Origin of the sequence: Leisingera sp. SS27 (genome assembly GCF_028368855.1) — a bacterium.
Classification (GTDB): Bacteria; Pseudomonadota; Alphaproteobacteria; order Rhodobacterales; family Rhodobacteraceae; genus Leisingera.
This window is the reverse complement of record NZ_JAQNCY010000006.1, coordinates 303,507-319,329: the sequence shown is the minus strand read 5'-3', so window position 1 is coordinate 319,329 and position 15,823 is coordinate 303,507. Positions and strand designations below refer to the sequence as shown.

General features: G+C 62.3%; 19 protein-coding genes. 12 read left to right on the top strand and 7 right to left on the bottom strand.

Annotation, left to right across the window (positions count from 1 at the left end):
• Positions 1-104 precede the first annotated feature (104 nt).
• From N6L27_RS15190 to N6L27_RS15170, 5 genes are all read right to left on the bottom strand, one after another.
• Positions 105-311, bottom strand: a complete 207-nt coding sequence (locus tag N6L27_RS15190) for a VPEID-CTERM sorting domain-containing protein (protein ID WP_271908140.1) — start codon at positions 309-311, stop codon at positions 105-107.
• A 232-nt stretch (positions 312-543) separates the two neighbouring features.
• Positions 544-1,275, bottom strand: a complete 732-nt coding sequence (locus tag N6L27_RS15185) for a metallophosphoesterase (protein ID WP_271908139.1) — start codon at positions 1,273-1,275, stop codon at positions 544-546.
• Positions 1,276-1,394: 119 nt separating this feature from the next.
• Positions 1,395-1,886 carry a hypothetical protein gene (locus N6L27_RS15180; protein ID WP_271908138.1) on the bottom strand — a complete coding sequence of 164 codons (492 nt, stop codon included), beginning with the start codon at positions 1,884-1,886 and terminating at the stop codon, positions 1,395-1,397.
• Positions 1,887-2,183: 297 nt separating this feature from the next.
• Positions 2,184-3,224 carry an NAD-dependent epimerase/dehydratase family protein gene (locus N6L27_RS15175; RefSeq protein WP_271908137.1) on the bottom strand — a complete coding sequence of 347 codons (1,041 nt, stop codon included), beginning with the start codon at positions 3,222-3,224 and terminating at the stop codon, positions 2,184-2,186.
• 223 nt (positions 3,225-3,447) lie between these two features.
• On the bottom strand, positions 3,448-3,822 hold the full coding sequence (locus tag N6L27_RS15170) for a hypothetical protein (RefSeq protein ID WP_271908136.1): 375 nt from the start codon (positions 3,820-3,822) through the stop codon (positions 3,448-3,450).
• A gap of 216 nt (positions 3,823-4,038) precedes the next feature.
• Between N6L27_RS15170 and N6L27_RS15165 the strand changes: the two genes are divergently transcribed.
• A complete protein-coding gene (locus tag N6L27_RS15165; RefSeq protein WP_271908135.1) occupies positions 4,039-4,575 on the top strand; it encodes a hypothetical protein in 537 nt (178 codons plus the stop codon).
• 291 nt (positions 4,576-4,866) lie between these two features.
• Here N6L27_RS15165 and N6L27_RS15160 read toward each other — a convergent pair whose 3' ends face one another.
• Positions 4,867-5,895, bottom strand: a complete 1,029-nt coding sequence (locus N6L27_RS15160; RefSeq protein WP_271908134.1) for a LacI family DNA-binding transcriptional regulator — start codon at positions 5,893-5,895, stop codon at positions 4,867-4,869.
• Between the two features lie 130 nt (positions 5,896-6,025).
• Between N6L27_RS15160 and N6L27_RS15155 the strand changes: the two genes are divergently transcribed.
• The 11 genes from N6L27_RS15155 (at position 6,026) to N6L27_RS15105 (ending at position 15,029) form a co-directional block, all read left to right on the top strand.
• The gene (locus N6L27_RS15155) at positions 6,026-6,211 is read left to right on the top strand and encodes a hypothetical protein (RefSeq protein ID WP_271908133.1); all 186 of its coding nucleotides are present in this window, start codon (positions 6,026-6,028) and stop codon (positions 6,209-6,211) included.
• Positions 6,212-6,234: 23 nt separating this feature from the next.
• The gene (locus N6L27_RS15150) at positions 6,235-7,380 is read left to right on the top strand and encodes a TRAP transporter substrate-binding protein (RefSeq protein WP_271908132.1); all 1,146 of its coding nucleotides are present in this window, start codon (positions 6,235-6,237) and stop codon (positions 7,378-7,380) included.
• 108 nt (positions 7,381-7,488) lie between these two features.
• Complete coding sequence (locus N6L27_RS15145; RefSeq protein WP_271908150.1) at positions 7,489-8,001, top strand: TRAP transporter small permease; 513 nt, start codon at positions 7,489-7,491, stop codon at positions 7,999-8,001.
• Positions 8,002-8,014: 13 nt separating this feature from the next.
• Complete coding sequence (locus tag N6L27_RS15140; protein WP_271908131.1) at positions 8,015-9,343, top strand: TRAP transporter large permease; 1,329 nt, start codon at positions 8,015-8,017, stop codon at positions 9,341-9,343.
• A 12-nt stretch (positions 9,344-9,355) separates the two neighbouring features.
• Positions 9,356-10,663 carry a histidinol dehydrogenase gene (gene hisD / locus N6L27_RS15135; RefSeq protein WP_271908130.1) on the top strand — a complete coding sequence of 436 codons (1,308 nt, stop codon included), beginning with the start codon at positions 9,356-9,358 and terminating at the stop codon, positions 10,661-10,663.
• The gene (locus tag N6L27_RS15130) at positions 10,656-11,417 is read left to right on the top strand and encodes an SDR family NAD(P)-dependent oxidoreductase (protein WP_271908129.1); all 762 of its coding nucleotides are present in this window, start codon (positions 10,656-10,658) and stop codon (positions 11,415-11,417) included. Before hisD ends, N6L27_RS15130 begins: the two co-directional genes overlap by 8 nt.
• Positions 11,414-12,394 carry an alcohol dehydrogenase catalytic domain-containing protein gene (locus N6L27_RS15125; protein ID WP_271908128.1) on the top strand — a complete coding sequence of 327 codons (981 nt, stop codon included), beginning with the start codon at positions 11,414-11,416 and terminating at the stop codon, positions 12,392-12,394. Before N6L27_RS15130 ends, N6L27_RS15125 begins: the two co-directional genes overlap by 4 nt.
• Before the next feature lie 30 nt (positions 12,395-12,424).
• Positions 12,425-12,835 carry a universal stress protein gene (locus N6L27_RS15120; protein WP_271908127.1) on the top strand — a complete coding sequence of 137 codons (411 nt, stop codon included), beginning with the start codon at positions 12,425-12,427 and terminating at the stop codon, positions 12,833-12,835.
• A 30-nt stretch (positions 12,836-12,865) separates the two neighbouring features.
• The gene (comD, locus tag N6L27_RS15115; protein WP_271908126.1) at positions 12,866-13,372 is read left to right on the top strand and encodes a sulfopyruvate decarboxylase subunit alpha; all 507 of its coding nucleotides are present in this window, start codon (positions 12,866-12,868) and stop codon (positions 13,370-13,372) included.
• The gene (comE, locus tag N6L27_RS15110; protein ID WP_271908125.1) at positions 13,369-13,923 is read left to right on the top strand and encodes a sulfopyruvate decarboxylase subunit beta; all 555 of its coding nucleotides are present in this window, start codon (positions 13,369-13,371) and stop codon (positions 13,921-13,923) included. Before comD ends, comE begins: the two co-directional genes overlap by 4 nt.
• Complete coding sequence (locus N6L27_RS15105; RefSeq protein ID WP_271908124.1) at positions 13,923-15,029, top strand: alpha-hydroxy acid oxidase; 1,107 nt, start codon at positions 13,923-13,925, stop codon at positions 15,027-15,029. The genes comE and N6L27_RS15105 overlap by 1 nt, the downstream gene beginning before the upstream one ends.
• A gap of 19 nt (positions 15,030-15,048) precedes the next feature.
• Here N6L27_RS15105 and N6L27_RS15100 read toward each other — a convergent pair whose 3' ends face one another.
• Positions 15,049-15,822 (bottom strand): IclR family transcriptional regulator, encoded by a 774-nt coding sequence (locus N6L27_RS15100; protein WP_271908122.1) that lies wholly within the window; start codon positions 15,820-15,822, stop codon positions 15,049-15,051.
• Position 15,823: the final 1 nt, after the last annotated feature.

Sequence of the window (15,823 nt, the reverse complement as noted above, 5' to 3'; positions counted from 1 at the left end):
GGACGGGCGCTGAATACACTCAATTTGCAACAAAATTAAGTGGCAATTTCGATATTTTTGAAACCAGGCTGCGGTTTGCCGCAGCGTCCCGGCCGCACCGGCGCTCAAGCCCGGCCCCGGCGGCTCACCTCCCAGGCCAGAACCAGGGCCACCCCCACCGCCGCAAGCGCCAGCAGGCCTGCGCTCGCATCAATCTCCGGCACACCATGCGGATTGCCGACGCCATTGCCAAACCCGCCGCCATTGCCGTTACCCCAACCGCCGCCATTTGTGCTGCCATTTCCGTTGGCAAACGCAGCACTCAGGGTCATGCAGTGCGCCGCAAAAACGGCAGTTGCTGCTGACAGAAAAGCTCTCATTGCTTCAGCCTCTTCAATTTAGGAAATGTTTCATTTCGGAGACCATTACTACTTTTCGAAAAATTGCGCAATTTCCGGCATCCGCCTGCCCGGCCTTTGGCCCGCATCTGTGTCCGGTCTGCACTGCCGCCCGTTACTGCGGCCCGTCCCTGCCGCCTGTCAGGAAGGAGGCTGAATTCAGACCCTAACCGCGCACCTGCAGGAACCGCGGCGCGCTGCCGTCCAGGCAGACCGCGGACAGCACCCCGCTGGCATAGGCGCCGGTGTCGATCGCAATCCGGCCCTGTTCCGCCACGGGCGCCGCAACGATGGTGTGCCCGTGCACCACCCAGATCCCGTCCCGCCGGGGCCGCCGCCCGAACGCCGGATGCCCCCACAGCAGCGCGGCCTCCGGCTGCGCCTCCGGGGCGGCATCCGGATCCGCGCCGGCATGCACCGCCAGCACATTGCCCGTCCGCAGCGACGCCGGCAGCCCGGCCAGCCAGGCAATCAGCGCCTCCCCCATCCGGTCCTGCAGATCATCGCGGCACGCGCGCAGCTCTTCTGCCGTCATCTGCGGCCGCACCCCGCGGACACCGAAGGACGCCAGTGTCTGCAGCCCGCCATTGCGGATCCACAGCCCGCCCGCACGCGCGGGATCCTCCAGGAACCCCAGCAGCATCGCCTCGTGATTGCCTATCAGGCAGGTCAGATCCTCCCGGCCGCTCAGATAGCGCAGCACCTGCGCGCTCTGCTCGCCCCGGTCGATACAATCGCCCGCCAGCACGCTCCGGTGGCCGGGCGGCACCTGCGACAGCATCTGCTCCAGCAGCGCCAGGCAGCCATGCACATCGCCGATCACGCACAGCGGCGCATCCGGCGCGGGATCCTCAAACCGGGCCGGGGGCCGGAACCTGTTGAACAAGGATGACAGCACGGATGCCAGGCCTCCCGGCGGCCCCGGATGCAGCAAATCCCCGGCGCGGGGCCGCGCGCCGGGGCAAAAACCGTCCGAGGGGGATAGCCCCCCGCCCGCCGCGGGGCAAGCCCGCCCGCTCAGGCGCTGCTGCAGGCAGGCACGCCCATGCGGATGATCTCGCTGCCCTTGATCTTGTGCACCCCGGAAATCCGGTTGCGCCCCTCCGCCATGAACCAGGACTGCAGCGGCGCCGGGTAATACTGCGCCATCACCCGGCTGAAATAGTCGAACTTCTCCCGGGTCAGGCGGCGGCCGCCGCGCGAGGGGCCGTGGAATCCGAAGGTGGTGGCCGGGTCGACACAGGCGCCCGGCAGACCCAGGAACATGGTGCAGGTGGAATAGCAGACCTTGCCGCGGATCTCGACCCGCACCCCGTGTTTCTGCAGGTTGCTGAGCTCGATCAGCCGGTCATGCAGATAGCCGCCGCGGTCGCTGCCCACCACATAGGTCTGCCGGGCCGCCGCCGCAGAGGGCTGCAGCAGCATCAGCGCCAGGCCGCAGGCGGCGGCCGCCCGGGCAGCCGGGCGAAAAGCGGAACGGGCGCTGGACAGAGGGGCAAAGGCCGGCATGGTCAGATCTCCAAGGCAAAAACGGGCGTTGGAGACTGGATAGACACCCCCTGCGGGCGGGCCGGGGTGCAGATGTGGCAAAAGTTAGTACATTATCAACACTTTAGCCTGCATGTTAGGCAAATTTTAAGGGGCCTTAACAGACCTCCTGCCGCGGCGGCACAGCCCGGGCAACCCCGGTCAGATCAGCCCGAAATCCCCGGCAGTAAGGGCCGCGGCGGCAATCGACGCATTGGCCAGCATATGCGCCTGAACCGCTCCAACGGCAGCAGTTCTCACTTCAAGGCGGCAAGTTGCTTAGCCAGCCGCATGCGGCAAGACTTCTGCGCTGTAGTACTCCTGGAACCAATCCACGAAACGCGAAACACCCTCATCCACAGAAGTTTGCGGCTTGTAACCTGTGAGGCTTTGCAGCAGAGACGCGTCGGCCCAAGTGGCCGGCACATCGCCGGCCTGAATCGGCATCAGATTCTGATCTGCTTTGTAGCCAGTCGCCGCTTCAATGGCTTCTATAAATGCGGTCAGGCGGACGGAATCGGAATTGCCGATATTGACGACCCTGTGCGGCGCGACCGGCGAAAGACTGTCCCCCTCCGGCACAACACCGTCTGCCGGGCGGACCGGCACTGCATCCAGCAGCAGGCGGATTGCTTCAACCAAATCAGTGATATAGGTAAAGTCACGTTTCATGTCGCCGAAATTGTAAACGTCTATCGGCGTACCTTCGAGGATCGCCTTGGTGAATTTGAACAATGCCATATCAGGCCGCCCCCAAGGGCCATAGACGGTGAAGAAGCGGAACATGGTAACCGGCAGACCAAACAAATGCGCATAGGAATGCGCCATGTTTTCAGTCGCCTTTTTGGTTGCGGCATAGAAGGACATCTGGTGATCAGCCTTCTGGGTTTCCTTGTAGGGCATTCCGGTGTTGGCGCCAAAGGCCGACGACGTGGAGGCCAGCAGCATATGTCGCGGCGGATAAGCGCGGGCAGCCTCCAGTAATTCGAATGTACCGGTTATGTTGCTTTCCAAGTAGGATCGCGGATTTTCGATAGAATAACGAACCCCGGCCTGGGCTGCGAGGTGCACGACATATCCCGGCCTGTGCGCCGCAAACAAATCCATCATGACACCCGGCTCTTCGATACTGCGGTTAGCCACCGTGAAATTCGGGTGTTGTTCAAGCATCGCCTGCCGGTCTTTCTTGAGCTGGACACTGTAGTAGTCAGAAAGGTTATCAATACCCGAAACGAGAAAGCCGGCGTCCAGCAGCAACTGACAGAGGTGGTATCCAATAAATCCAGATGACCCGGTAACAAGAACGGTTTGCTGGGTCATCAGTCTGCTCCTGGGTTTAAGTGAGGTGCCGAGGTTAAAGCCCGGCGCGGTATTGCTGTTTTCGAGAGTGCCAAAGCATCCGGGGCACATTATGGCAAACAGGATCGGTTCACGCCATACCCGATGGTGTTGCCCAGTAGTCAAGCCTCAGAAAAGGTTAAACAACACTGCCCGCACCCTTCCTGAGAAATGCGAGGTTTTTCTATGAAGTGAGGCCTATCAATTACATTGTTCCCGTTCTTCCCGACAGCGGCGTGTAGACTTCAGTCGGCTTGCCGCCCTTCGCCCATGTAAAGCTTTTGCATATCCACGAAGCATCCGTTTCCAGCCGCTGCAGGATCGCTGCCCAGCCTTCACTGTTGCCCTGAATGGCCCTGTAAAGTTGTGCCGGGATCGTCATATACTCAAGTAAGTGCTGTGACGCGGTTTCCTGCCATGCGAAGACATACCCGTCGGCCTCCTCATCTGTTTCAGTCAGGCGCAGCTCTATGCCTTCCGCTATCGGAACCGGCTCCACGCTGCGCAGGATGCGCAGCTTCGTCATCTCGATGGTGGCATCATCGAGACCCAGCCACCTGACCAGGAGTTTCTCACGCACTGCGGGGCCAACCGAAAGTCAGACGCACTGCCAGGCCATTGCCGACGTCTCGGGACGCTGCCGGGGCCTTCGCTCCGTAGCTGGTGTCAAACAGGGCTTTCGCTTCTTCCTCCAGCTCCAGGTGTCCGCCTCTCCGGTAGGACGGGTGGCCTGTGTCGCCTTTCACAGCGCCTCTGCCTTGCAGAGGTCGATGCCAGTGATATCCCGGAGCTGGCCATGGTGGCCTCAACCCTGGCGGCGGTGGTATTCCACTTGGCCTCTGCCGGGTTCGGTTGGCCTGAAAGAGCGGCGGGAGTCTCGGTCAGTTTTCCAGCGGCGGTGTCGCCGCTTGCGGCCGGTGCGGCCTGGGGGGTCGTCCTCAGCCGTGTCATCTTCGTCATCAGCTTCCGAATCGACGACATTGCCCGAAGGGTCGAGAATGAGGATCTTTTATTTGAGTCCGACCACCGCGAACATCTTCTTGGCCTTGCAGGCCACACCGGTGACAATCTTGCCCTCGATTGTCGTCGACAGTTCCTTACCCTCCTGCTTCAGGGTTCCGAAAGTGAATTGAGGGGTTTTCCCATCAGATTTTGCTTGCTTCCGCAGAACCTTGGCAACTTTGGTTTAGTGAGTGAGGAAAACCGACTTTTCAATTTTCTTGCCAAAGCACAACCAAAAGGGCAACTCGCGTTTGCGGGCGATTGCCATCTGTTATTTGATTTCTATTTTGCAGCGGAACCGTCAAGAGGCATGCGGCAGCTCCCCAACTGAAAATCCCTTAAAAACAGAGCCCTATCTCCATACCTTCCATAGCCATCGCATGGCAGCCGGATTTCAACAAGATTACTTTCTTGTCAGATGGTGCAGTTTCAGAAGACTCGCATAGCATGAGCATCAAGGTGAAACGGCTATGAGTTTCTGGCTGTTGCAGGAACATAAGTCCGAGAAGCCTCGCCGAACCCGGCCCGTGTTTCTTGGACTTATTGCTGGTTCACTGATCCGTCATTCCGGCGGCCCAGCCCCGCTTCCTTTTGATCAGCTTAAGCTGCGTTTTTGTCATCCTCACTCCGCAGCAGGAGGTGGAGCCAACGAATGCCTGGTCACCACGTGAGTGTTGATACAAACCGATTTGCCTAGCGATCTGCCTTCGACCATGGCGACCAGTTCGCGGGCGGCCTTTCGGCCCATTTCACGGTGCGGAACGTGTACAGTGGTAAGTGCCGGATGAACAATTCCAGCCAATTCAATGTCGTCAAACCCGGTTACAGAAACCTGTTCGGGCACCGAAATGTTCAATCGCTGAGCTTCTCGCAGCGCGCCAGCAGCCAGCACATCGTTGCCGCACATAACAACAGTCGGGCGCGGATCCAATGCCATCAGCCGGGCAAAGGCTTCCGCTCCTTTGTCGATCTCATACGGTGTCTCGATCAGCGGGAATTTTTTTATTGCCAAACCCTCAGCCAATAGAGCTTGCTGGATCCCAGCAACGCGGGCTTGGGCTCGGTCGTTGCCCTTGGTGATGCCGGAAATCAAGGCGATCCGGCGATGCCCTGCTGCAAGGACACGCCGGGCGAGTTCACACATGGCCTCCGAGTTGTTGAAACCCACCGATGGCTTTGTCGCATCAGGCTCAAAGGACCAGGCAACCAAGGATGGAACCTGATGCCGTTCAAGGTACTCGTAGATTTCCGGTTCACGCGCGTGTCCAATCAGCAGCAATCCGTCGGCGCCCCGGGCAACAAGAGTGCGGATCTGCTCACGTTCCGCCTCCGGGTCATAGGCTGAACTGGAAACTAAAAGCGTGTAGCCATCCTCTCGCAACTGATCCTGAAAGGCTTGTAAGCCCCGGGCAAAGATGGCGTTGTCCATTGTCGGAATGATGGCGCCGATAGTAAAACTGCGCTTTACCGCCATTACCCGCGCCGCGAAATTCGGCGTGTAGCGCAGTGATTCGACTGCTTGCATGACCCTTTGGCGGGTTGCTTCGATCACGCGGTCGGGCGAATTCAGGCAGCGTGAAACGGTTGCGGTCGAAACACCCGCTGCTTTTGCTACGTCGTTAAGTGTCGGAGCTGAACGGTTTTTTCCCATGTGATGCCTGCCATGTCCTTGACTGCTGTCTTAACACAAAATTCGGCCGATGCCATCCGCACATGTAAGCGCTTGCATTATCAATGTAAGCGCTTACAAATGAGTTCGGGATAAGAATCGGAGTCTCTGTATGTTCCTTTGGACTGCCGCCGCCGTCTTTGCCGTGTTCTTTGCCAATGTTGCCTTGGGCGCCTTTGGCGGCGGCGGGTTTTTGGGGGATATCGGGGAGATGCTGGTTCTGTTTGCCGCCGCGATCCTGTTCGTGGCGGCCATTCTCAAACGCGAAGCTGACCACAAGAACAACAACGGCAGCTGACGGATTTTCAAGGGAGGAAGACAATGACGAATGGCAAGGATGGCCTCAAATCTGCTGAGCGCCGGAACTTTCTTAAACTGGCCTCAACCGGCTCTTTCACCGCAGCGCTGGTGGCTGGCGCCAGCGGTGTGCTTTGGTCGTCCGAAGCCGCTGCCCAGACCGCAAAGGAAGAGAAAGAGCGCGAGCGCGCAGCAGAACATATCATGACGGTCGCCACCGCTTATGTGCTGGGGGCGTCGCGCAGCTATCCGATCATGCAACTGGATCTGAAGGAAAACATCCAGAACGCCACCAACGGCAAGATCTATGTCAAACTGGCCCCCGGCGGACAGCTGGGTGCGGGCGGTGCGCTGGTGCAGAAGGTGCAAGGCGGCACCATTCAGGCTGCGCAGCATTCGCTGTCGAACTTTGCCCCTTTCGCCTCAACTGTTGACTTGATCAACATGCCCTATCTATGCGGCTCCAACCAGCGGTTCACCAATCTGGTGAACTCCGACTTCTGGAACGCGGAAGTGCACCCCAAAGTGGAGGCCGCCGGCTTCAAGGCTCTGTTCTATGTCAATATCGACCCCCGCGTGGTGGCGGTGCGCAAGGGCGGCAACGCGGTGATGTCGCCGGGCGACATGGCCGGCGTGAAATTCCGGGTGCCGGGATCCAAGATGCTGCAGCAGTATTACCGCATGGTCGGTGCCAACCCGACACCGGTGGCCTGGGGCGAGACGCCCTCCGCCATCAAGCAGGGGGTAGCGGATGCGCTAGATCCGTCGGTCGGGGCACTGTATGTCTTTGGCTTCAAGGACATCCTGAGCCATGTGACCTTCACCCAGGCGGTGCCGGACAGTCAGGTCTATTCCTGCAATCTGGAATGGTTCAATTCACTGCCTGCCGACGTGCAAGACGGCGTGATGTGGGGGTCGGAAATGACCGCGCATCAGAATCTGTCCAAAGTGCCCTCCGCCCGCGCCTATGCGATGGCGGAACTGGCCAAGGCCGGTGTCGAATTCCATACCCTCAGCGACGATCAACTGGGCGAGTGGCAAGAGGCCGGCGGCTATCAGCGCAGCGAGTGGGACACCTTCAAGACTGAGCTGGCAGGCTCGATGGAGAGCTTCGCCAAGCTGGAAGAGGCCGCAGGCACCCAGGGCAAATACTACGTCCACGACGCCTGAGTCTCAGAGGGCGGGGGCCTCTATCCGGCCCCCGCATTTTTCAACAGCCGCCTTCGTAACAGCCCGCCGGGCTGGCTGCGGGGGTGTGCCTGAACCCCGGGAATGGCAATGCACATCCTGCGAAACATCGACAAGAACGCAGAACGCTGGCTGCTCCTGGTGTTCTATGTGATGCTGGTCATCACCATGGCGATCGAGGTGATCCGGCGCGAGCTGTTTGCCTATTCCTCGATCTGGGGCGAGGAGATCGTCCGATATTCCTTTATCTACCTGGCCTGGATCGGCGCCGCGGCAGCGGTCAAGGAACGCGCCCATATCCGCATTGATGTGCTGATGCACTACCTCGGCCCCCGGCCCAAGGCGCTGCTCTACATCTTCGGGGATCTGGTGATGTTCATCGTCGCCCTGGTTGCCCTCTACTGGTCGTTTGAGACGGTGCTGGTCTCGGCCAAGTTCGGATCGGTCAGCCACGGGCTGCGGGTTTCCATGGTCTGGTTCCTGATGGCGGTACCCGCGGGGTTCACCCTGATGGTCTGGCGCCTGCTGCAATCCTTCCTGCGCGACTACCGCAGCCTTCGCGACGGCACCCCCGTCTTTGAAGGCGACAAGCTGTTTGATTGAGGGGCCTTAAGCGATGCTGTGGAATTCACTCAATCAAACGGTCGAACTGGGCTGGGACTTCTACCTGCCGGTGATCATGTTCGTGGCGCTGATTGCGCTGGCGGTGCCGGTCTGGGCCGCTATTGGCTCGGCGGCGATCACCATGCTGGTGATGTCGGGCGACCTGCCGCTCAGCGCCATCGGCGAAAGCCTGTTCACCGGCATCGACGCCTTTGCCCTGACTGCGGTGCCGCTGTTCATCCTGACCGGCGACGTGCTGGTGCGCACCGGGCTCAGCAAGAAGTTCCTCGATGTGGCCGAGGCGCTGACCTGCTGGACGCGGGGCGGCTTCGGCTCCGCCACGGTGCTGGTCTGCGGCATGTTTGCCGCAATCTCCGGCTCTGACGCCGCGGGTGCGGCGGCAGTCGGGCGGATGACCATCGCGCGGCTGGTCGAAAGCGGCTACCCGCGGCCCTATGCCTGCGCGCTGGTGGCGGCGGGCGCCTGCACCGGCATCCTGATCCCGCCCTCCATCGCCTATATCATCATCGGCCTGGTGCTGGGTATTTCCGCCTCCACCCTGTTCCTGGCGGCGCTGATCCCCGGCCTCGCGATCCTGGTGTCGATCCTGATCACCAATATCATCATGAACCGGCTTTATACCTATGAGACCGGCGGCAACATGGGGCTGGGCGAGTGGCTGGGCAACCTGGGCCATGCGCTGAAATCCGGCTGGTATGCCTTCATCGTGCCGGGCATCATTTTCTACGGCATCTTCTCTGGCCGCCTGACCCCGACCGAGGCAGGCGCCACCGCCGTGGTCGTGACCATCCTGATGGGCTTCCTGCTCGGCACCCTGAAACTGTCGGATTTCCCGGCGATGCTGGTCAGCTCCGCCAAGGTGAACGGAGTGATCCTGCCGATCATCGCCTTCTCCGCCCCACTAGCCGAGGCGCTGGCCATCATGGGCGTGCCGCAGGGGTTCGTGACCGCGGTGACCGGTCTGACCGATGATCCCTCAGTGCTGATCCTGCTGATGATCTGCATCCTGATCGCCGCGGGCTGCGTGATGGAAACCACCCCCAACATCGTGATCCTGGCGCCGATCCTGAAGCCGCTTGCGGACAACATCGGCATGAACGAAATCCAGTTCTGCATCATGATGATCACCGCCTTGGGGGTGGGCTTCATCACCCCGCCGCTGGGCCTGAACCTGTTCGTTGTCTCCGGCATCACCGGCGAGTCCATCCTCAAGATCGCTGCCCGCGCCATCCCCTTTGTTCTGACCATGCTGATCGTGGTGCTGCTGATCGCCTACATCCCGCCGATCTCGACCACGCTGCTTCCTGATATCTACAAGTAGGACCCCCTGAAAATGACCCGAGAATACCTGAAAAAGGCCGACTTGACCCCCAAGTCGGATGCCTCCGAGACGCATAAAATCGTGCAAGGCATCCTGGCCGACATCGAAGCCGGCGGCGACGCCAAGGCGCTGGAATATGCCGCCAAGTTCGACCGCTACGAAGGCAACGTGCTGCTGACGGCCGAGGAAATCGAAGCGGCCTGCGCCCTGGTGCCGGAGAAGCTTAAGGCGGACATCCAGTTCGCCCACGACAACGTGCGCCGCTTTGCCGAGCTGCAAAAAGGCACGATGAAGAATGTGGAGACCGAAATCTCCCCCGGGTTTGTCACCGGGCAGAAGGTCATCCCGGTGGACGCGGCAGGCTGCTATGTGCCGGGCGGCCGCTACAGCCATATCGCCAGCGCTATCATGACCGTGACCACCGCCAAGGTGGCCGGCTGCAAGCACATCACCGCCTGCTCACCGCCCCGCCCGGACACCGGTGTTGCCCCTGCCATTGTCTATGCCGCCCATATCTGCGGCGCGGACCAGATTATGGCGATGGGCGGCGTGCAGGGGGTTGCGGCAATGACCTTCGGCCTCTTTGGCCTGCCCAAGGCCAACATCCTGGTCGGCCCCGGCAACCAGTTCGTGGCCGAGGCGAAGCGCATCCTGTTCGGCCGCGTCGGCATCGACATGATCGCAGGCCCCACCGACAGCCTGATCCTGGCCGACGGCACGGCGGACGCCCATATCGTCGCCACCGATCTGGTGAGCCAGGCAGAGCATGGCTACAACTCGCCGGTCTGGCTGGTCACCGATGACCGCACGCTGGCGGAAAAGGTGATGCGGCTGGTGCCCGGCTACATCGACGACCTGCCCGAGGTGAACCGCGAGAACGCCACCGCCGCCTGGCGCGACTATGCCGAGGTGATCCTGTGCGCGGACCGCGAGGACATGGCGGCCTGTTCCGACGAATACGCGCCGGAGCATCTGACCGTGCAAGCCGCGGATCTGGACTGGTGGCTGCAACGGCTCACCTGCTACGGATCGCTGTTCCTGGGCGAGGAGACCACGGTCTCTTACGGTGACAAGGCAGCGGGCACCAACCACGTGCTGCCGACCTCGCGCGCAGCCAGCTATACCGGCGGGCTGTCTGTCCACAAATACATGAAGATCGTCACCTGGCAGCGCGCCACCCGCGAAGGATCCAAACCGGTGGCAGAGGCCACGGCGCGGATCGCCCGGTTGGAGGGGATGGAAGGCCACGCCCGCGCCGCCGACGTGCGGCTGGCCAAGTATTTTCCGGACGAAACCTTTGACCTGACCGCCAATGGCTGACCCGCGCGCCCTGTTCGATCTCTCAGGCCGGACCGCCTGCATCACCGGCGCCAGCTCCGGCCTGGGGCGGCGGGCGGCCTTCACGCTGGCCGCCGCCGGGGCGCAGGTGGTCGCAGTGGCCCGCCGGGCGGAGGCGCTGGAAAGCCTCTGTGCCGAGATCGGCGCGGCGGCGGCTTATGCGGTCGCGGATGTGGCGGACCGCAGCGCGCTGGATGCACTGCGCGAAGCTGTCGCGGCTCCCTTTGGGGCGCCGGACATCGTGATCCACGCGGCTGGCGTCAACACCCGGCAACCCGCAGAAGTAGTGACGGCAGAGGGCTGGGATCAGACTCTGGCGCTGAACCTTTCGGCGCCCTTCTTCGTCAGCCAGGCGCTTGTGCCGGCGATGAAGGAGCGGGGCTGGGGGCGGATCGTCAACTTTGCCTCGCTCCAGACCACCCGCGCCTTTCCCGGCGGCATCGCCTATGGCGCCAGCAAGGGCGGGATCGGCCAGCTGACCCGCGCCATGGCAGAGGCTTGGTCGCCCCATGGCATCACCGCCAACGCGATCGGGCCGGGGTTCTTCCCGACCGAGCTGACCCAGGCGGTATTCGAGGATGACGCCCGCGCCGCCCGCAACGCGGCGCAAACCTGCATCGGCCGCAACGGCCGGCTGGAGGATCTTGACGGGCCACTGCTGTTCCTGTGCTCCGAGGCCTCGGCCTATGTCACCGGGCAAATCCTGATGGTTGACGGGGGGTTCACAGCGAAATGAAAGCCTTGGTTTATGAAGGGGTTGAGACGCTTGCGGTCCGTGAAGTGCCGATGGCCGCGGGCCGGGACGGCGAACACCTGATCCGCATTCATGCCTCCGGCATCTGCGGCTCCGACATGCACGCCTATCTGGGTCACGATGCCCGCAGGCCCGCGCCGCTGATCCTGGGGCATGAGGCCGCGGGGGTGATCGAGGACGGACCGCAGGCGGGCCGCCGGGTCACCATCAACCCTCTGGTCACCTGCGGCAGCTGCGCGGCCTGCGCATCGGGGCGCGAAAACCTCTGCGCCAGCCGCCAGATCATCTCGATGCCCCCGCGCGAGGGCGCCTTTGCCCAGTTTGTAGCCATGCCGGAGCGCAACCTGGTGACCGTGCCGGACGATGTACCGCTTGCAAAGGCCGCGCTGGCCGAACCGCTGGCAGTCAGCTGGCACGCCGCCCGGCTGGCGCTGGAGGCGCTGCATCCGGACACCGAACGCCGCGCGCTGGTGATCGGCGGCGGTGCCATCGGGCTGGCGGCGGCACTGGCGCTCAGGGCAATGGGGGTGGAGGATGTGACGATCCAGGAACCCAACGCCGCGCGCCGGGCCTTCCTGACAGACCGCTGCGGCCAGCAGGCCGTCGCGGACTTCAAGGGCATGGTGCCGCTGGTGGTGGACGCCGTCGGCTATGCCGCCACCCGCTCCGCCGCCTCAGCCGCTGCTGCGCCCGGCGGGGTGATTGCCCATGTCGGCCTGGGTGAGGACACCGGCGGTTTGGATATCCGGCGCATGACCCTGCAGGAGATCACCTTCATCGGCACCTACACCTATACCGCGCAGGACTTCTGCGACACCGCGCAAGCGGTCTTTGACGGCCGCCTCGGCCCGCTGGACTGGCCCGAAACGCGGCCGCTGTCAGACGGTGCTGCTGCCTTTCGCGACCTGCGCAGCGGCGCGGTGGCGGCGCCCAAGATCATCTTCGACCCCTGGGCCTGAGCCCGTGCCCCAAACAAACGGAGAGCAACCATGTATGACAATATCCTGGTTCCCATGGCTCTGGATCACGGGGTGTCCGGAACAACGCTGAAGACCGCCGCCACCCTGTGCAACCCCGGCGGGCAGATCACTGCGCTACATGTCTATGAGCCGCCGCACAGTTCGGTCACCGTCTACCTGGACGAAGACACCGTGCGCGAAGGCTTTGACAAGGCCCGCGAGGCGCTGGCTGAAAAAACCGCAGGCCTCGGCGATGTCACGGCAGAGATCATCAAGGGGCGGTCCTACCGCGCCATTGTCGAATACGCCGAACAGCACGGCACGGACTGCATCGTCGTCGGCTCCCACAAACCGGGGCTCAGCGACTATTTCCTCGGCTCGACAGCCGCCCGCGTGGTCCGCCACGCCCCTTGTGCGGTCCACGTTTGCCGGACCGCCTGACCCCGACACCTGAAGCAAAGGCTACCGACCATGAACATAGACAAGAGGATCGCTGACGTTCTGGCCGCCAACGGCGTCTCCTTCGTCACGACCGTGCCCTGCAAGCAGCTGGCCGGCGTGATCGAGGAGATCGACCAGCGCGACGACATCTTCCATATCCCCTCCAACAAGGAGGATGAGGGCATGGGGCTCTGCGCCGGCGCCTGGATGGGCGGCAAGCGCCCGGCGATCATCATGCAGAACACCGCCATCGGGGTTACCATCAACACGCTGGCAACGCTGATCCAATACTACCGGATGCCGCTGCCGATGCTGATCTCCTACCGCGGCGAGCTGCGCGAGCCGGTGGCCTGCCAGGTGGAAATGGCGGTGCATACCAAGGCGCTCCTGGCGCAGCTCAACATCCCGACCTACCACTTCCACTGGCAGCGGGACGTCGAGGAATTCGACAACATCCTGAAATACACCTTCATGTGCAACAAACCCGTTGCCATCCTGACTGACGCCAACTTCTGGGGAGGCTATGGCGACCAATGATCCGTTCCGAAATCCTGAAAGAGATCGCACCCATTTTGCGCAACGAACTGGTGGTCTGCAATATTGGCATTCCCAGCCAAGAACTGCACGCCATCGACGATCAGCCCAGCAATTTCTACATGCTGGGCACCATGGGGCTGGCCTCCTCCATCGGGCTGGGGCTGGCGCTGGCGCAGCCGAAACCGGTGATCGTGATCGACGGTGACGGCTCGATCCTGACCAACCTCGGCACCCTGCCCACCATCGGCAACAACGCGCCCGGCAACTATATCCTGATGATCATCGACAACGGCTCCTATGGCTCCACCGGCGATCAGCCGACCTATACCAGCCAGCGCACCGATCTGGCCGGCATGGCCCGCGCCGCCGGCTGCGCCCGGGTGGTTGAGGTGCAGGACAAGGACACCGGCGCGGCGCTGGAGGAAGCGCTGGCAAGCGGCGAGGCCACCGTGCTGGTGGTCAAATGCGACAGCGGCAATGCCAAGATGCCGGTGATCACAATGGACCCGGTTGTGATCCGCGACCGCTTCATGAAGGCTGTGGCCGGCTGATGGCCGCAGGCGCCATCCATTCCGCGGAGGACGCCCGCCGCCTGGCCCGGCAGCGGCTGCCCTGGATGGTGTTTGACTATATCGACGGGGCCGCCGGGCAGGAATCCGGGGCGGCGCGCAACCGCGCTGCCCTGGATGCCATCACCCTGCGGCCCCGCATCCTGCGCGATGTCAGCCAGCGGTCTTTGGCCACGAGCATATTTGGCGCGGAGGCTGACCGGCCATTCGGGATTTCTCCTATGGGCATGTGCAATCTCGCAGCCCCCGGCGCCGACTTGATGCTGGCCCGTCTTGCCGCACGCTACCGGGTGCCGCATGGGGTTTCCACCGTCGCCTCGACGCCTTTGGAGACCATCCTGGAGGCAGCAGAGGGCTATGCCTGGTTCCAGCTCTATTTCAGCGGTGACGGCAGCGGCACCTTCAAGCTGGCCGAGCGCGCCCGCGCCGCGGGCTATCAGACGCTGGTGCTGACGGTCGATGTGCCCGAGGTCGGCCGCCGCCCGCGCGAATTGCGCCATGGCTTCAAAATGCCGTTCCGCATTGGCCCGCGGCAGTTCCTCGATTTTGCCCTGCACCCGCGCTGGTCGCTGACCACCCTGCTAAAAGGCAAGCCGGTGATGGCGAATTTCGAGATGGAGGGCTATGACTTCGACCGCACCGAAAGCCGGGCGCGAGCCACTTGGGACACTCTGGCACAGCTGCGCGATCTCTGGCCCGGTAAGCTGGTCGTGAAGGGTGTGCTGGACGTCCAAGACGCCCGCGCGTTGAAGTCAGCGGGAGTTGACGCCATCCAAGTCTCTAGCCACGGCGCCCGGCAGTTGGAGGCAGCGCCGGCGCCGATAGAGATACTCAGGAAAATCCGGGCTGCGCTGGGGCCGGACTTGCCGTTGTTCTACGACAGCGGAATCCGAACAGGTGAAGACGTCCTGAAAGCACTTTCTGCCGGGGCGGATTTCGCTTTCCTCGGGAGGATACTGCAATTTGCGATTGCTGCCCGCGGAGCCTCCGGCCTGGAGCAGCTCTGGGAAGCCATAAGCGAGGAACTGAGCATTGCAATGGCGCAAACCGGGCTAACGTCGTTGGCCCGTGAAAATTTCCGGAACTAACAGACTACGGTCAGCCCCCTTAGGACAAACGAGCCAGTTCCAATGCAGCCTTTTTCAGATTTGGCAGGCACTCCATCAGCTCCTGAAGGCTGCGGCGCTGTGCTGGAGCATGGACAGAGAGCGTGGCAATCAGGCGATTGCGATTGTCTTGTACGGGGACCGCGACAGCGACCATTCCGGCAATGAATTCCTCATCATCGGTGGAGTATCCGCGGCTGGAAATGACCGTCAATTCCGCGTTGAGCTTGTCAGGGTCAGTGCAGGTTTTCGGGGTCACCGCCTCCAGCGTCCGGGCCCGCAAGACCGCATCAAGGGTACTCGTCTTCAGTGTCGACAGGTACATCTTGCCGCTGGCAGTGCAATGGAAGGGAACCTGAGTACCGATTGGCAACTGAATTCGCAGCGGCCATTTGGTTTCCACACGGTCCAGATAAATCATCCCCTCGCGATCCGGTGTGGCGAGGTTGCAGGTTTCGCCCAGCTCCTCGGCCACACTCTTGAGGATGCTGAGGCGGGCGGTGCGCAGATGCTCCGACGACATGGTGTTCAGCGCCAGCTTGCGCAGCCGCGGGCCGGGCCCATAGGCCCGTCCGTCAAGGTCGCGCTGCAGGAAACCCTCGGCCTCAGCAGTCTGCATCAGACGGTGCACAGTAGGCTTGGGCAAGCCCATGGCCTCAATCATCTCCGCCGGCTTCACCGCAACACCGCGGCGGACAACCTCCTCCAGCAGCACCAGCAGGCGCAGGTTCGTGGGGATTTGCCCCTCTTTCTTTTCCAGCGCATCCGCTGCCATC

Bases quoted from the DNA above. Each gene is read 5' to 3' on its own strand.
- N6L27_RS15180 (WP_271908138.1), bottom strand. From the start codon at position 1,886: ATGCCGGCCTTTGCCCCTCTGTCCAGCGCCCGTTCCGCTTTTCGCCCG.
- N6L27_RS15165 (WP_271908135.1), top strand. From the start codon at position 4,039: ATGGTGGCCTCAACCCTGGCGGCGGTGGTATTCCACTTGGCCTCTGCC.
- N6L27_RS15130 (WP_271908129.1), top strand. From the start codon at position 10,656: ATGGCTGACCCGCGCGCCCTGTTCGATCTCTCAGGCCGGACCGCCTGC.
- N6L27_RS15160 (WP_271908134.1), bottom strand. From the start codon at position 5,895: ATGGGAAAAAACCGTTCAGCTCCGACACTTAACGACGTAGCAAAAGCA.
- N6L27_RS15145 (WP_271908150.1), top strand. From the start codon at position 7,489: ATGCACATCCTGCGAAACATCGACAAGAACGCAGAACGCTGGCTGCTC.
- N6L27_RS15125 (WP_271908128.1), top strand. From the start codon at position 11,414: ATGAAAGCCTTGGTTTATGAAGGGGTTGAGACGCTTGCGGTCCGTGAA.
- N6L27_RS15100 (WP_271908122.1), bottom strand. From the start codon at position 15,822: ATGGCAGCGGATGCGCTGGAAAAGAAAGAGGGGCAAATCCCCACGAAC.
- comD (WP_271908126.1), top strand. From the start codon at position 12,866: ATGAACATAGACAAGAGGATCGCTGACGTTCTGGCCGCCAACGGCGTC.
- N6L27_RS15120 (WP_271908127.1), top strand. From the start codon at position 12,425: ATGTATGACAATATCCTGGTTCCCATGGCTCTGGATCACGGGGTGTCC.
- N6L27_RS15190 (WP_271908140.1), bottom strand. From the start codon at position 311: ATGACCCTGAGTGCTGCGTTTGCCAACGGAAATGGCAGCACAAATGGC.
- N6L27_RS15105 (WP_271908124.1), top strand. From the start codon at position 13,923: ATGGCCGCAGGCGCCATCCATTCCGCGGAGGACGCCCGCCGCCTGGCC.
- N6L27_RS15140 (WP_271908131.1), top strand. From the start codon at position 8,015: ATGCTGTGGAATTCACTCAATCAAACGGTCGAACTGGGCTGGGACTTC.
- N6L27_RS15155 (WP_271908133.1), top strand. From the start codon at position 6,026: ATGTTCCTTTGGACTGCCGCCGCCGTCTTTGCCGTGTTCTTTGCCAAT.
- N6L27_RS15150 (WP_271908132.1), top strand. From the start codon at position 6,235: ATGACGAATGGCAAGGATGGCCTCAAATCTGCTGAGCGCCGGAACTTT.
- comE (WP_271908125.1), top strand. From the start codon at position 13,369: ATGATCCGTTCCGAAATCCTGAAAGAGATCGCACCCATTTTGCGCAAC.
- N6L27_RS15175 (WP_271908137.1), bottom strand. From the start codon at position 3,224: ATGACCCAGCAAACCGTTCTTGTTACCGGGTCATCTGGATTTATTGGA.
- hisD (WP_271908130.1), top strand. From the start codon at position 9,356: ATGACCCGAGAATACCTGAAAAAGGCCGACTTGACCCCCAAGTCGGAT.